We start from the raw sequence: 15,195 nt of genomic DNA on the forward strand, positions 1-15,195 counted from the left end.
CAAATTACCTGACTATTTGCGAAATCCACTACTTCATGCTGGGACAGCATGATAATAGAATTGTACCTATCCCTTTCATACCAAGCGTTAAGGCTTATTTAGCATGTCCGAAACTTGAGTACATAAAAAGAAACTTTCATTTTATGAAGAATAACAAAAAAAGAATATCCATGTTGAAAAAACAAACTGTATTAATCCAATCCACAAAAAAATTAAAACAACTTTTCACTTGTTCAGTTTACATGATAAGGTAGAACGCGTCAATAAATCTGCACTGAACAGGAAGTCCAGATAATCATTTTTGTGAACTGTATTACAAATGGCAGCCTCCCTGTTATATAAATAGTTTTCTTTTGAATCTGTTATAGATTACCTTTTATGTGAGCAGATATGAAATAAGCAAAACTTTCAAGCAGAAAACAGGAACTCAACCGTTGTTTCCCTTTATTCTTTGTTGTCAGAGGTAATTTTAAATCCAGCCTTTTTATAGAATTCCAACTTTTTCTTATTAAATTCTTCTGTTTTTTCGTTAAAAGTGCCATTCGCTTCTTTTACTTCTTCATATGCTTTGTTAGAGGCCTCAACTTGCTCCTGAAGTGAATCCATTGAAAGTTCTTCATCTTTCACCAGTTCATAGATCTTTCTATCTTCAGAAAGCCCCTTAAGATAAGCAGAATGAAGGGCATCATAAGCATTAAATCGATCATTCATTATGTCTTCCAACTGTTGTGCTTCTTTTTTTAACTTTTCATCATTAATTTTGTCCAATTCTGCCTTTGCCTTTTGAAATTCTTCCTTGGATTTTTCAAGAGCTTCCTTTTCTTTTTTCATAAGCTTTTCTCGTTCGTCTAAATTCGTCAAAGCCTTGTCGGCTAATTTTTGAATTTGTTCAAACTCTTTCATTCCAAGTTCCATGATTTGATCAAACAAAGCCTTTTCGTTCGATTCTAATTTGTTCATTGGTTCTTGCTGTTTTTCAAAATCGGCCTCTTTTGAAGCAGCATCCTCCATAATTTGATAAGCGCTTTCTTCAGGAGATGAGCATGCAACAATCGTAGCTACAAATAGACCAATGACTAGAAAAGAAATCAGTTTTTTCATCTAAACCCTCCTAACATCTTCCATTAAAAACTATACCCTTTCAGCTATAATTTGACAACATTCTTGAGAATAAATAAGATAATTTTATAAGGAAAAGTATAAAATTTGGCTAATGTTTGGATCTAGCTCCAGGCGCCATCGGCTCGAGGTCAAATAACCTGAGACAAAGAAAGGCAAAAAAACGCCTTTCTTTGTCTCAGAACATTTGCTTGTCGACGATTACGGGCGCCTTGCGCTTTTCTTATAACCTTAATTTTATTCAAAGGCAACCAGAATGGGGGAAAATGGTTCTATGATTCGAATGAAAGATATTGTGAGAGAAGGCCATCCGGTTTTGCGAGAAATCGCACAAGAAGTAGAAATGCCTCCTTCGCAAGAAGATATCGATACATTAAAAAAAATGCAACAATTTTTGGCCAATAGTCAGGATCCTGAAATTAGTGAAAAATATCAGTTGCGTGCGGGAGTAGGTCTTGCCGCTCCACAAATTAATATATCAAAACGAATGATCGCTGTTCGACTTGAAGAAGAAGATGGGAAGGAATTCTACTATTCCCTAATAAATCCAAAAATCGTCAGCCATTCTGTCGAAAAGTCATATTTGACTTCTGGAGAGGGCTGTTTGTCTGTTGATCGGGATGTTCCCGGTGTTGTTCTTCGCCATGCGCGTATCACTCTTAAAGGTTTTGATATTGAACGCGGAAAAGAAGTAAAACTAAGATTAAAAGGGATGCCAGCCATTGTCTTTCAACATGAAATAGATCATTTAAATGGGATTATGTTTTATGATCGTATTGATAAAGAAAATCCTTTACTAGCGCCAGAAGATGCGATCCCAATTGGATAATAGGAACCTTTCATCAAAGTGCAAATATATTTCTTTGGTGAAAGGTTCATTTTTATATGTTTTTAAAGCAAACCTACTTTTTTTAATCCGTTGGCTACTCCATCATCCTCCACATTGGTTGTGACAATATCCGCAATTTTTTTCACTGGATCTAACGCATTTCCCATAGCGATTCCGGTACCAACCGTTTGCAACATTTCGATATCATTTAAGGCATCGCCAAAAGCAAATACATCCTTCATCTTAAAACCTAGTTTTTCCATAAGTTTTTTAATCCCCTCCGCTTTAGATCCACCTTTTGGAACAACATCTATAGAATTTTCATGCCATCTAATAAAACGAAATTCATTAAACTCATGGGTATAATCCTCTTCCCCCTCACTTGCAAAAAGTAAGGCTTGGTAAATTTCCGTTTTCCAGTAAAAATCAGATTGAAAATCGGGATGCTCCAAATGTAAAGTTCCCAAGCTATCTGCAATTCGTTTATCATAATCGACATTTGCTTTTAGGATGGATTCATTCATGTAAACAATTGGGTGACCATGCTTTCCGGCTTCCTCCTCCAATCCACTTAAATGCTTAGGATGTAAAGGATTTTTATAGATAACCTTTCCTTTAAATACAACATATTGCCCATTGAAACTAACATATGAATCCATATTTAATTCTTTTAATAACGGCTCCACCATAAAAGGTGCTCTTCCTGTTGCCAAAGCTGTGTAAATTCCATCTTTTTGTAAGTTGGTGATCGCCTCTTTCGCAGATATAGATAGGTTTTTTTGATCATCCAGTAAAGTCCCATCTATATCGAAGAAAACAATTTTGCTCATTTTTTTATTCCTCCAGTTATTTCCACCTGATGAATGATGATAGACTCTCTTTAAAAGCATATAATAAACTTAGATAAAATGCACAAAAAGGACCTCTTAATCGATAAGTTACTTTTACTTTCGCCTATTATCGGTTAAAATAGAATTAGGGAGTGATCCACAATGTTGAAGAAGCTCAAGAAAAAGCTTTTAAAACAGTGGAAGGATTTGCTAAGAAAGAAAACGATAGCTTGACCTGATTATTATTTTTCAATCAAGCCCCTCTGTTATTCGGAGGGCTTATTCTTTATTAGAACCCAATAGAGCCTTCAACAATATTGCTATTTATAAAAAGACAATCAGTAAAAAAGGAGAGGTATTATGATTTTTAAAGTTTATTATCAAGCAGAGCAGAAGGAAATGCCCGTACGCGAAAACACGCAGACCCTATATATAGAGGCTGCAAATGAGCGTGAGGTGAGACGTCTGCTAAAAGAACGTCCAATTAATATTGAACTTGTACAAGTTTTAGAGGGGGCGCATTTAGAGTATGAAAAAAACAGCCCGCAATTTAAATTACAGGAGAATCATTCATCATGAAATTTGTAAAAAATGATCAAACAGCAGTATTTGCTCTTGGAGGATTAGGTGAAATCGGAAAAAACACTTATGGAGTTCAATTTCAAGATGAAATTATTATCATCGATGCAGGAATTAAATTTCCGGAAGATGAGCTACTTGGAATTGATTATGTTATTCCAGATTATACTTATTTAGTAAAAAATAGCGATAAAATTAAGGGACTCTTTATCACACATGGACATGAAGATCATATCGGTGGAATTCCTTACCTGCTTCGCCAGGTAAATGTTCCTATTTATGCAGGGAAACTTGCGATGGGACTTATTCGCAACAAACTCGAAGAACATGGGTTATTAAGGCAAACGCAAATGTTCGAAATTCATGAGGAAGATATCATTAAATTCAAGAAAACCTCTGTTACTTTTTTTAGAACGACACACAGTATTCCTGACTCATACGGCATTGTAGTGAAAACTCCACCTGGGAATATTGTGCATACAGGGGATTTCAAATTTGATTTTACACCCGTTGGAGAGCCTGCAAATTTAACGAAGATGGCTCAAATCGGAAAAGAAGGTGTACTTTGTCTTTTATCTGACAGTACAAACGCGGAAGTTCCTCATTTTACAATGTCAGAAAGGCAAGTGGGGGATAGCATTGATGATATCTTTCGCAAGGTCGATGGCAGAGTGATCTTTGCTACTTTTGCTTCTAATATTCATAGGCTGCAACAAGTTACCGATGCGGCAGTCGCAAACGGCCGAAAAATTGCCGTATTTGGACGGAGTATGGATGCAGCAATTGAAATAGGCCAAGAGTTAGGCTATGTACAGGCACCAAAGGAAACATTTATTAGCCCACAACAATTAAATCGTCTTCCTGCCAATAAAGTGACTATTCTTTGTACAGGAAGTCAAGGTGAACCAATGGCAGCTTTATCAAGAATTGCGAATGGTACGCATCGTCAAATACAAATACAGCCTGGTGATACGGTCGTCTTTTCATCTTCACCTATTCCTGGAAATACAATTAGTGTTAATAGAACGATTAATCTATTATATAGAGCTGGGGCTGATGTCATAGCTGGATCATTGAATAATATCCATACCTCCGGACATGGCGGACAGCAGGAACAAAAACTCATGCTTCGTCTTATGAAACCAAAGTTTTTCATGCCTATTCACGGTGAGTTTCGGATGCAAAGAATGCATGCAAAATCAGCCGTTGAATGTGGTGTGTTAGAGGAAAATTGTTTTGTGATGGATAACGGTGAGGTGCTTGCTCTTAGCAGTGATGCAGCAGAGGTAGCAGGAAAAATCCCTTCCGGTTCCGTCTATATTGATGGTAGCGGAATTGGTGATATTGGGAATATTGTGTTACGAGATCGGAAGATTCTATCTGAAGAAGGATTAGTGATTGTGGTGGTTTCCATTAATATGGAAAATCATCAGATTATGGCGGGACCGGATATTATTTCAAGAGGATTTGTCTACATGAGAGAATCCGGGGATCTTATTAATGAAGCTCAAAAAAATATTACAATGCATTTAAATAAAGTGATGGATCGGAAGACAACTCAATGGGCCGAAATAAAAAATGAGATTATCGATACACTGACACCTTTTTTATACGAAAAAACTAAAAGACGTCCAATGATATTACCCATTATCATGGAAGTCTAATCCTATCACGCAAAAAGCGGAGGGCTGCCCCTCCGCTTTTCTTACAGGATAGGAAAGTATAATGTTGGATCTAGCTCCAGCACCTAGCCCCTCGAGGTCAAATAACCTGAGACAAGAAAAGTCAAAACCGGACTTTTCTTGTCTCAGAACATTTGCTTGTCGGGGCTGACCAAGGCGCTTGCGCTTTTCTTATCCTAACACCTTTTTTTCAAAGCGATTAATATCTGTATCTGCCCCAATGACAATCAAAATGTCATTTTTCTGCAAAGGGGCTTCAGCAGGAGGTGTAACAATAATTTCTCTCCCTCTTTTTATCGCAACGATATTGATTCCATATTTTGCGCGAACATCTAAATCGATCAATGAATGCCCTGCGAGCAACTCATTCACTTTTATTTCCACAATACTATATTCTTCGGAGAGCTCTAGGTAATCGAGAATATTTTTAGAAACGATATAGTGTGCAATCCTTCTTCCCATGTCACGTTCCGGATGCACCACATGGTCAGCACCAATTTTTCGAAGCACTTTTTCATGATGATCATTCTGCGCTTTGACTGTAATGTAATGTACGCCTAGCTCTTTTAAAATAAGGGTCGTTAAAATACTGGATTGAATATCATCACCAATTGCCACGATGACATGGTCAAAGTTTCTTATCCCTAAACTTTTTAAAGCAGCCTCATCTGTCGTATCAGCAATCGCTGCATGAGTGGCAATGGAGGCATATTCGTTTACTCGTTCCTCATCCCTATCAATTGCCAACACTTCCATTCCCTGCTCTAATAATTCCGTACAAATACTTCCACCAAAACGCCCGAGACCAATAACAGCAAATTGTTTTTTCACAAATCATTCCCCCATTAGAAAAGCGCAAGGCGCCCGCTTATCGGCGACAAGCAAATGTTCCTGAACCTAGGAAGGGCGATCTATCCCTTCATAGGTTCAGGGTTATTTGACCTCGAGCCGATGGCGCCTGGAGCTAGATCCAGCATTAGCCTATATTTATACTTACCTTATTAGAAAAGCGCAAGGCGCCTTGGTATAGAAAGAATGGCTAGGGTCGCCACACCCATATGTCTTCGCCATTCTGCTCTACATTTATGCGTTCATTTTACATATTCTCCATCATTTTTTTGCATGCGTCCAACCATCTTCTTGGTAGACCTTTCCTTCTTTTAATAATTTTCCTAATGCACGTTTAAATGACCCCTTACTCATATTAAAACGCTTCTTTATATCCTCAGGCTGGCTTTTATCTGAATAGGGCATTGTTCCGCCCCGCCCCATTAAATAATCATAAATGAGAAGTGCGTCCTGATCAAGCCTCTCATGTATTCTTGGCAGTAAAGAAAGGTTGATTGTGCCATCTTCCTTTACAGCGATGACGCGGCCCGTTATCTTTTCTCCTAAATGTGGCTCTTCCGTTCGCTCTGATTCATGAATAAATCCTATTATACCTTCATCTGTCACGATCGAGGACCCGACAAGCAGTACGCGGAACACAGTCCCATCGACAGATCGATTTAAATAACTTTTATCCGCTGGTTTTGCTTGTTTTCGCATCACTTCATCTGTTGCAGGCAGCCCAAATAGGCGATTTTTATTATTTCTAACCAATGTACAGAATAACTTGTCCCCTTCTTTAGGCCAAAGTTCCATGGAATCTGGTAGATCATCTAATGATACAAGAATATCCTTTTTGAGCCCTATATCAATAAAAACACCAAGGCCTTTTTTAACGCCGACCACCTCAACCCAGTCATATTTTCCTACTTGGACAGAAGGAATTGTCTGAGAGGCAGACAATCTCCCTTGATGATCTTGATATAAAAATACTTCTATTTTTTGGTTAAGCTCAATGGATTTGTTCGCTTCTAGATGGTGTAAAAGCACATCATTTTCCCCATCCGATAAAAAATAACCAAAAGGGGCCTCTCGTACTACTTCTAATATGGCTGTTGTCCCAGCTTCCATATTTGATCCTCCACTCTTAAATTCATTCACTCTCACGAAGGAGTAGAACAAATTATATCATGCCTTAAATAGAAACAAAACTTGTTAGGAAAAATATCAAGCTTTCTGTGCTTGTTTTTGTCTCCCTCTATCTTTCATATGTAATACAAAAAAGAGAATCGCCCCAACCAATGCTGAGATGGAGCCCATTTTATAAATAAAGCCTCCCCCAAACTGTACCCAATACAAATGAAGCCATTGCAAAACCTATCGACCCCCACACCCGTATCGAACTATAACTGACACCATTCTCTTTTGCAAAAATAGTCGATAGGCTATCAAGCAAAGGTTGAATCGGAGACATAAAGAAGTGAAAAATCATCATCATAATGACCAACAAGACAATCGTTGGACTGAAAAAAACAGCAAGTCCCGTTATAAAAGCAGCTACAAGAAGAAATAAAATGACACTTTTTACGGATTGTCGTTTGTCTGAAATAATTCCCCAGAGGGGTTGAGAAAAAATGGCCACAATCGGTCCAACGGAAAGAACAATCCCAATTTGCCCAGGACTTAAACCTTTGAATCGAAATAATAATGGTAAAAAGGCGTTGATAAGCGAAATGACCCAATAATAGAAAAAGTTAAATAACGAGATTCGTATCATTATGTTTTCTCCTTTAAATAAAAGGCGTAAAAAGGAGGTAGACCGTAAGTCCGGTCAACCTCCTTTTTCTTTTAAAGTTAAATAGCCTCCATTACTTTAAACTGTGCTTCAATTAAACGATAATACTCGCCTTTTAACGCCATTAATTCATCATGGTTCCCTTCTTCAATAATTTCTCCCTGTTGAAGAACGAAAATTTTATCCGAATCCCTAATCGTTGAAAGTCTATGGGCGATAATAATCGATGTTCTTCCTTCAAGTAAAGTCCGTAAAGCTCTTTGAATTTGCACTTCTGTTTCTGTATCAATACTAGCAGTCGCTTCATCTAGAATAATAATACGAGGATTTGCCAAAAGTGCTCTTGCAAAGGATAATAGTTGTCGCTCACCCACCGACAAAATATTCCCTCTTTCTTCGACTTCCGTTTCATAGCCCATCGGTAAATTTTTAATGAATTTATCGGCACCAATCGCTTCTGCAGCAGCCTTTACTTGTTCATCTGTTGCTGAAGGATTACCAAAGCGAATATTTTCCATAATCGTTCCCGAAAAGATAAATGTATCTTGAAGCACAACGCTTATTTGCTGACGTAGTTCTCTTAGAGAAACATCTTTTAAATCTTTCCCATCAATGCGAACTGCACCGGCTGTCGGATCGTAAAAACGAGTGATGAGGTTCGCAATCGTTGATTTCCCTGAACCCGTATGGCCCACAAGTGCGATGGTTTGGCCAGGCAACATTTCCAAAGAAATTCCGTTTAAAGCTTTTCTATCTTCATCGTAGGAAAATTCTACTTGATCAAACTGAATATGTCCTTCAATGTTCCCGAGTTTAAGCGGTTTTTCTTTTTCACCAACAATCGGAAGTTCATCTAAATACTCAAAAATCCTTTCCGAAGAAGCCATCGCCATTAATAATTGATTATATAGTTGCCCAAGTCTTGAGATTGGTTCCCAAAACATGCCAATATAAAAAGCAAAAGAGACGAATTGTCCAAGGGAGAGAGAACCAATCTGAATTAAATGAGAACCATACCATAATAATATTCCAGTTCCAACGGCATTCGTTGCGTCAACTAACGGACGAAACATGGCGCTTTTTTTCGTTGCCAGCCGCCAAGCCTCAAAGTTTTCTGTATTAACCCCTTCAAAATAAGCCATATTTTCTTGTTCTTGTGTAAAACTTTGCGTGACCCTGATCCCTTGGATACTTTCATTTAAGTGCGAATTTAATTTTGATTGCTTTAGTCGCATATATTGCCAGGATCGGCGAATGCTTCTCCTAAGTGTTGTAGAAAGAAAAAACATCAAAGGAAGGACCACTAAAACGGCCAATGTTAGCTGTGGGCTTAATGTGAATAGGATGATAATGACACCAAAGAGCATCAATATATCCATAAATACATTAATAACCCCATTCGTAAACAAATCTTGAAGCGAATTCGTGTCGTTCATAATTCTTACAAGGATCGATCCAGCAGAGCGCTGATCGAAAAAGCGATGGGACAATCCTTGTACGTGGGTAAACAAATGTTTACGTAAATCATAAATCACTTTTTGTCCTAATTCGTTACTCCATTTAATTCTATAAATGTTGGCCACATAACTGATAATATAAAGGACTGCTATACCGGAAACGATCCACATTAAATAAGCAATATTCTTTTCAGTATTTATCGCTTTATCCAAGGCATAGACACCAATCATAATCGGAATGACCAATCGGATGGCGGTCGTAATCAAGACAGTGATAATAGATGCTGGCAGAAGATTTTTCACATAAGGACCTAAATAATTCAATAAACGATAGAGTTGTTTCCAGTTAAATGGTTTATCAATCAATTGCTCTGTGGAATATTGAAAACGTTCCATCACAAGCGGATTTACCTTTTTTGCTTTTTTCACCTATTACTCACCCTCTCTGCCCTTGCAAAATCGCCTTTTGGTCTTGAAATTGAATTTTATAGACCCTTTCATACAAACCATTTCCATGTATCAATTGCTCATGGGTTCCTCTTTCTACAATTCTTCCGTTTTCTAATACAAGTATTTCATCTGCATGTTTCAGAGATGAAATTCTATGAGCAATGATAAAAGTAGTCCGTCCTTTCATGACCTCTCTCATCGCCCCTTGAATTTTGAATTCAGTTTCCATATCTACAGCACTTGTGGCATCATCCAGAATTAAAATACTTGGATCCAAGCAAATGGCACGTGCAATGGCTATACGTTGTTTTTGACCACCAGATAATCCAAGTCCCCTTTCACCGAGAACAGTATCATACCCATTAGGCATCTGTGTAATAAATTCATGGGCATCTGCTCTTTTCGCTGCATCGATAATATCCTCCATACTTGCATCAGGCCGACCATAGGCAATATTTGCTTTAATTGAAGAGGAAAAGAGAAAGCTTTCCTGGAGTACAAATCCAATATTACTCCGCAGGGCGTTCAATGAATAGTCTTTTACATTTTTACCGTCAACAAGCACCTCACCAGATTCAACATCATAAAATCTAGTAATCAATTGAGTGATACTCGTTTTCCCTGAGCCGGTTGCGCCGACAAGTCCAATAATTTGACCCGGTTCGACTGCAAAATTAATATCTTTTAAGGATGAAATATCTTCGCCCGCATAGCGCAGGGAGACATTTCTAAATTCCACTCTTCCTTCAAGACGTTCAGGGGAATACGCATCTTCTTTATCCGTAATATCCTCTTGAGCCTCAAGAATCTCTAATAAGCGTTCACCAGATGCTTTAGATTGTGAAAACTGATTGATGGTAAATCCTAGATTCATAATGGGCCATAAAATAAAGCCAACTAAACTATAAAAAGCGACCAATTCACCAGGCTGTAAAGAACCTTTGATGACAAAATATCCTCCTAAGGACAGTAACGCAATTACACAGAAATCTCCAAGGAACTCCATTAACGGAAAGAATTTAGCCCAAATATTCGAGATGAAGATATTACGGTCTTTGTAGTCTTCATTGGAAACATTAAATTTTTGATTTTGAAATTCCTCACGCGATAAAGACTTCACCGTATTAATACCCGAAATGCTTTCTTGAACATTTGTGTTCAATCTCCCGAAAGATCGACGGATATTCCGAAACGCTGGATGAACAGCCCTATCAAACTTATAAACAACGATACATAAAAAAGGTAGTGAAACCATGGTTGCCAAAGTTAGTGGAACAGAATAATAAAACATGACACCAAAGGTAACGATTAATAATAATACAAGTCTTATAATTTCCGCAAAGCCAAATGATAAAAAGAATCGAAATGATTCAACATCGGCTGTAAGTCGTGACATTAAGTCCCCTGTCTTTGCATTATCATAATATCGAAACGGTAAAAATTGAAGTTTTTCGTATAAAACATTTCGTAGTCGATACACAGAGCTAATTCCGAATAAATCCCCCATATATTGCTGAAAAAATGTCGCAATTGCTTTTATAAGCATAATTCCAAAAAATGCTAACGTCAAAGGGACGATCCAATCATATTGCTGATTTAATACAACATTATCAATGGTCAGCTGAAGAACGATTGGGTAAACCACAGTGATGGCCGTAACAACAAACAAGAAAAATGTTGAGATAATAAAGAATTTTTTATATGGCCAATAATATTGCTTTAACTTTTTGAACGTTTGCATTTGATCCCTCCTTTAGGCTTGCAACCGTACTACATAATATATCGGTTTCCGAAATAAATTTCCACTGTTTTTTGTAAATTATCGTTTTTTCATTCGAATATCCGATCTCCCTACATCTAAAGTCTGAATCGCCATTTTTCAAGAAGAAATCTTCCTCACCTCAAATTATTTGTGTATTTTTCACCCTGATTATTATAATCGTTTTCAAGCCAGGTTGCGAGGGAATTGATTATAAAAATAAAAAAAGATACCCATGAAATCTTATGGGCATCCTCAAAAAATAATGAATAGAGTTTTTTTATTTTTCCAATTCGCCTAATACACGGTTTACTCTTTTTTCAAGCATTTTCATCCCGCCACCACCGGCTTGGAAGTGACGCAAATTGCCTTCTTTATCAAACACATAGTAGGCGGGAACATATTGATTTTCAAAAGCATCAGCCAATTTTAATTCACTGTCAACAAAAATTGGCTGAGTGATTCCATGTTCTTCAGCAACCGTTTTAATCTCATCAAGATCAAGATCATTTTCAGATCTTGGTATATGGACAGCAATCACATTTAATTTATCCTTGTATCGGTCACGGAATTGATTCACCTGTGGCATCGCTTCTTTACAAAGATGGCAGCTAATGGACCAATAATGAATTAATGTTGGCTTTTCACCTACTAGTTGATCTTTTGTTCTCTCACCATTTATCCAAGCGGTTGCTCCTTCTAAAGCAGGCATGGGTGCACGTAGTTTCATAATGAAAAACCTCCCTCAATGAATTAGGATCTATTCCAAGAAATGTGCAAAATATGGGGACAAGCATAGATGGCTTGTCCCACTTTATATAATCAAAATAAAATGTGAAATCTAATTAAACATTAAGTGTCTCTTGTCCAGGTCTCCAGTTTGCTGGGCAAAGACCACCAGTTTGTAAGGCTTGTAAAACACGTAGTGTTTCGTCAACATCACGACCAATATTATTATGGTTCACTACAGAATACATTAGTTCACCTTCAGGATTAATGATAAAGAGACCACGAAGAGCAACACCCTCTTCTTCAATAAGCACTCCATATTCTTTTGCAACTGAGTGGTTTGTATCAGCAGCAAGTGGATAGTTTAATTCTCCTAAACCATTTTCTTTTCTGTCTGTGTTAATCCAAGCTAAATGAGTATGGATGGTATCCGTTGATGCTCCGATAACCTCTGTATCAAGATCTTCAAATTCATCATAACGATCAGACATTGCTGTAATTTCTGTTGGACATACGAATGTAAAATCCATTGGATAGAAGAAAAGGACGGTCCATTTGTCATTTTTCATGTTTTCTTCAAGGCTGACTTTCCCAAATTCTTTATTAGGCATAACTGCTTCCATTTCAAAACGTGGTGCTTGTTTACCTACCATACGATCTGCCATAGCAAAAATCCCTCTTTCTTGGTATTTATTTAATTGAGAAAATCATAATATCTTCTCAACTATTGATATTTCACATTATAATTATTCTAAAAAGTCTTGTCAAACCTATTTATAATAACTATAAGCAAGAAGTGATTATTGTTTAAAAATGTACTCCTAAGTGTCTTTGTATTTATCCTATCATTTGTTTCAATTTTTATAAACCAATTTGCCTGATGTCTTTCGGATTACCGCTTCTTTTTCTTTGCTGCTAATAATCTTTTCATATTTTCTTGGCGGTTGTTTTGCTGATCCTTTGGTCCTTGTGTTTGTTTTCTATTCACCTGATGTGAAACTTTTGATTTTATAAGATTATTATCCTTGGTTACGTCTGCTTGATTTTTATCCGTTGTGTGGGTTGGCATTCGCGGTCGCCGATTTTCCCCACCAACCAAACCTTTTCGCTTTTCTTTTGAGGAAGCAAACTTCCACTTTAGAATACCGAAAGAAGGACATCCAAATCTTCGAACGGCAATTTCGATAAAAAGGAACAGAAAAGCCAGTAGGATGAACCATGGAGCAATGGATTGCTTTCTTTCTGTTTTTTCCGGTAAGGCAGCAAATGCCTCTTTACTGTTTTCTAATTGTTTTCCGCCTGTTAGCTCAGCAGCCTCCTGTAAAAGGGAAAAACGATTCCCTTTCATTAAAAGCTCTTCGGAATAGGGTACGGTAAAACCCGTTTTAAACACTTTTGATTCCCCATCCTCAGTTCGTTCCTTCACGCTCAAAAAGTACAATCCTGGTTTCTGTTCCATTGTCAAATTATATTTCCCAGGTGCGGTCATCTTCATACTTGTGTCCACCACATCTCCTGACTGGGAAACGATTTGTGTTTTGATTGGTAAACCATTATTATTTGAAGACGTTAAGTGAACAAGGGTTTCACTATTTTGGGTATCAACAGTGATAGAATAGGGTTCACTATTCCCATTTGGTAAGGTATCAGTAATAAGTTGATTCAAAAACAATGGCCAGTTATCCCAGCTTGCAAACTCTCCTGCCCATTTTCCACTTAAGTCAGAAGTATAAGCAATTGTTTTTCCTAAGCCATATTGCCACTTAGCAAGAACCGGCGAACTAGTTTCCAAATGTTGGAGAAAGATAGAAACCAATAATGGTATTTTAGTGTTTGAAAGAGAAAGATATATTATAAGGATTTATAGAGTATGGGGGTAGGGGAGTACATCCTATGAATATCGTTGATTTTGGCTTGAAAAATCAGGTGCCAAGCATTTGGATGTGGCCGGTTATAAAGTGCAGGCTTTCTATGTGCATTTTGGTCTTGGAATTTATTTTTGAATCGGATGGTATATTACAATTTTACTTTTTTAGAAAATTATGGTTAAATTTATTTGTATTTATATTAAATGTTAAGGGGGATTTTAAAATTGAATAAGAAAATGTATTTTTTACTTTTTAGCTTTCTGTTAATGTTACCGTTTGTTTTTCCAGTTATTAATGTAAATGCGGAGGCTATTGAGGGTGTGACTTTAGAAGAAGCGTCTAAAGTTTTAACGGCAGAGGATGAAAAATTATACAAATCTATGACTGATGAGGAAAAAAATGAAAGGGAAATTTCTATAGCTGAAAATTATGATGAAGGTTCTATTCTGTCCGAGGAAGATACTATTTTTTTATTAAATCAAGCCAAAAACCTGAAAAATAATTCGGGTATCGAGTTACGTGCTGGCAGTAGTTCTAAGGCTGTTTCAAAGACTTTAAGTAAATTTGGAACTAAAGTGACACTAAAAGGTACTATGTATCAAAATATAGCATATGTTGCTGGAACATCTACTTTTAGAGGAAACTTAACATTAACTAGAAATTCAGGATCTTTAAAAAAAGTTTCATTAGCAACACACCATTCAGCTTATGGAATTATTGGGTGGAGTGGTAAATATCCAACTGTAGGACGAGTTTATAAAGGTAGTGTTAGTATGTCTAAAACTAGTAATTTAAATTCAACTAAAATGGATAAGACAAAAAAATATTCATCTGTATTACCTTCATACACTACTATGTATAGCCAAGCAACTGTAACTACATCTAAGGGAGACCAGTACACAGTTACATCTCCTTCATGGAGTAGAGCTCAATGACTAATTTGTTGATTACTTTTGGTATCTTGGCACTTTTAGTTTGTGGAATTATTGCAGTGATATTTTTCGTTGTTAAACGGGTAAAAAAATAATTAAATGAATAAAAAGCAAAACCCCTAAAGGCAAATTTGAGCGTATTGAGCGTATAAACAAGGTTGAAAATCGTCATGAAATGGATAGAGGTATGGAAATATAAAAAGCACCCGGAAAGGTGCTTTTTATATTGTTTTGAGCGAAGCGAAAAACCACTTCTTTCTTTTCTTGATACTATTAGAAATAACATGTGAAATGTGCCTTTGGACATTGGTAATATTGGTTTTTTATGTCTATTAATC

Annotated in this window: 14 protein-coding genes and 1 pseudogene; 5 read left to right on the forward strand and 10 right to left on the reverse strand. The window is 36.9% G+C overall.

Annotated elements, in window-relative coordinates:
- Positions 1–444: 444 nt before the first annotated feature.
- Positions 445–1,101 carry a YkyA family protein gene (locus tag MUB24_RS12415; RefSeq protein ID WP_244704493.1) on the reverse strand — a complete coding sequence of 219 codons (657 nt, stop codon included), beginning with the start codon at positions 1,099–1,101 and terminating at the stop codon, positions 445–447.
- 292 nt (positions 1,102–1,393) lie between these two features.
- On the opposite strand from MUB24_RS12415, the gene def reads away from it, so the two are divergent.
- On the forward strand, positions 1,394–1,948 hold the full coding sequence (def, locus tag MUB24_RS12420; protein WP_244704495.1) for a peptide deformylase: 555 nt from the start codon (positions 1,394–1,396) through the stop codon (positions 1,946–1,948).
- 62 nt (positions 1,949–2,010) lie between these two features.
- Here the strand turns inward: def and MUB24_RS12425 are convergent, their stop codons facing one another.
- Entirely contained in the window at positions 2,011–2,778 is a 768-nt protein-coding gene (locus MUB24_RS12425) for a Cof-type HAD-IIB family hydrolase (protein WP_244704497.1), read from the reverse strand.
- Between the two features lie 360 nt (positions 2,779–3,138).
- Between MUB24_RS12425 and MUB24_RS12430 the strand changes: the two genes are divergently transcribed.
- Together MUB24_RS12430 and rnjA are read left to right on the forward strand one after the other, a co-directional pair.
- Positions 3,139–3,357, forward strand: coding sequence for a DNA-dependent RNA polymerase subunit epsilon (locus MUB24_RS12430; protein ID WP_244704499.1), 219 nt, complete (start codon positions 3,139–3,141; stop codon positions 3,355–3,357).
- Positions 3,354–5,021 carry a ribonuclease J1 gene (gene rnjA / locus MUB24_RS12435; protein ID WP_244704501.1) on the forward strand — a complete coding sequence of 556 codons (1,668 nt, stop codon included), beginning with the start codon at positions 3,354–3,356 and terminating at the stop codon, positions 5,019–5,021. Before MUB24_RS12430 ends, rnjA begins: the two co-directional genes overlap by 4 nt.
- A gap of 189 nt (positions 5,022–5,210) precedes the next feature.
- On the opposite strand, the gene MUB24_RS12440 is transcribed toward rnjA, so the two are convergent.
- From MUB24_RS12440 to MUB24_RS12475, 8 genes and pseudogenes are all read right to left on the reverse strand, one after another.
- Positions 5,211–5,870, reverse strand: a complete 660-nt coding sequence (locus tag MUB24_RS12440; protein ID WP_244704503.1) for a potassium channel family protein — start codon at positions 5,868–5,870, stop codon at positions 5,211–5,213.
- Positions 5,871–6,149: 279 nt separating this feature from the next.
- Positions 6,150–6,998 carry a CvfB family protein gene (locus MUB24_RS12445; RefSeq protein ID WP_244704505.1) on the reverse strand — a complete coding sequence of 283 codons (849 nt, stop codon included), beginning with the start codon at positions 6,996–6,998 and terminating at the stop codon, positions 6,150–6,152.
- Positions 6,999–7,188: 190 nt separating this feature from the next.
- A pseudogene (locus tag MUB24_RS12450) lies at positions 7,189–7,662 on the reverse strand (MFS transporter); the annotation flags it as partial.
- A 59-nt stretch (positions 7,663–7,721) separates the two neighbouring features.
- A complete protein-coding gene (locus tag MUB24_RS12455) occupies positions 7,722–9,515 on the reverse strand; it encodes an ABC transporter ATP-binding protein (RefSeq protein WP_244704666.1) in 1,794 nt (597 codons plus the stop codon).
- A 40-nt stretch (positions 9,516–9,555) separates the two neighbouring features.
- Positions 9,556–11,310 (reverse strand): ABC transporter ATP-binding protein, encoded by a 1,755-nt coding sequence (locus tag MUB24_RS12460; RefSeq protein WP_244704508.1) that lies wholly within the window; start codon positions 11,308–11,310, stop codon positions 9,556–9,558.
- A gap of 298 nt (positions 11,311–11,608) precedes the next feature.
- Positions 11,609–12,058 (reverse strand): TlpA family protein disulfide reductase, encoded by a 450-nt coding sequence (locus MUB24_RS12465; RefSeq protein ID WP_244704510.1) that lies wholly within the window; start codon positions 12,056–12,058, stop codon positions 11,609–11,611.
- Between the two features lie 115 nt (positions 12,059–12,173).
- Positions 12,174–12,722, reverse strand: coding sequence for a peroxiredoxin (locus tag MUB24_RS12470; protein WP_244704512.1), 549 nt, complete (start codon positions 12,720–12,722; stop codon positions 12,174–12,176).
- A 227-nt stretch (positions 12,723–12,949) separates the two neighbouring features.
- On the reverse strand, positions 12,950–13,873 hold the full coding sequence (locus MUB24_RS12475) for a hypothetical protein (RefSeq protein ID WP_244704514.1): 924 nt from the start codon (positions 13,871–13,873) through the stop codon (positions 12,950–12,952).
- 77 nt (positions 13,874–13,950) lie between these two features.
- Between MUB24_RS12475 and MUB24_RS12480 the strand changes: the two genes are divergently transcribed.
- A complete protein-coding gene (locus MUB24_RS12480; protein ID WP_244704516.1) occupies positions 13,951–14,157 on the forward strand; it encodes a hypothetical protein in 207 nt (68 codons plus the stop codon).
- Positions 14,150–14,860 (forward strand): hypothetical protein, encoded by a 711-nt coding sequence (locus tag MUB24_RS12485; RefSeq protein WP_244704518.1) that lies wholly within the window; start codon positions 14,150–14,152, stop codon positions 14,858–14,860. The genes MUB24_RS12480 and MUB24_RS12485 overlap by 8 nt, the downstream gene beginning before the upstream one ends.
- Positions 14,861–15,195 lie beyond the last annotated feature (335 nt).

The organism is Lederbergia sp. NSJ-179, assembly GCF_022867885.1.
GTDB lineage: Bacteria > Bacillota > Bacilli > Bacillales > Bacillaceae_C > Lederbergia.

Coding starts and splice junctions, on each gene's coding strand:
- MUB24_RS12415 (WP_244704493.1), bottom strand. CDS start 1,101: ATGAAAAAACTGATTTCTTTTCTAGTCATTGGTCTATTTGTAGCTACG.
- def (WP_244704495.1), top strand. CDS start 1,394: ATGATTCGAATGAAAGATATTGTGAGAGAAGGCCATCCGGTTTTGCGA.
- MUB24_RS12425 (WP_244704497.1), bottom strand. CDS start 2,778: ATGAGCAAAATTGTTTTCTTCGATATAGATGGGACTTTACTGGATGAT.
- MUB24_RS12430 (WP_244704499.1), top strand. CDS start 3,139: ATGATTTTTAAAGTTTATTATCAAGCAGAGCAGAAGGAAATGCCCGTA.
- rnjA (WP_244704501.1), top strand. CDS start 3,354: ATGAAATTTGTAAAAAATGATCAAACAGCAGTATTTGCTCTTGGAGGA.
- MUB24_RS12445 (WP_244704505.1), bottom strand. CDS start 6,998: ATGGAAGCTGGGACAACAGCCATATTAGAAGTAGTACGAGAGGCCCCT.
- MUB24_RS12455 (WP_244704666.1), bottom strand. CDS start 9,515: ATGGAACGTTTTCAATATTCCACAGAGCAATTGATTGATAAACCATTT.
- MUB24_RS12460 (WP_244704508.1), bottom strand. CDS start 11,310: ATGCAAACGTTCAAAAAGTTAAAGCAATATTATTGGCCATATAAAAAA.
- MUB24_RS12465 (WP_244704510.1), bottom strand. CDS start 12,058: ATGAAACTACGTGCACCCATGCCTGCTTTAGAAGGAGCAACCGCTTGG.
- MUB24_RS12470 (WP_244704512.1), bottom strand. CDS start 12,722: ATGGCAGATCGTATGGTAGGTAAACAAGCACCACGTTTTGAAATGGAA.
- MUB24_RS12480 (WP_244704516.1), top strand. CDS start 13,951: ATGAATATCGTTGATTTTGGCTTGAAAAATCAGGTGCCAAGCATTTGG.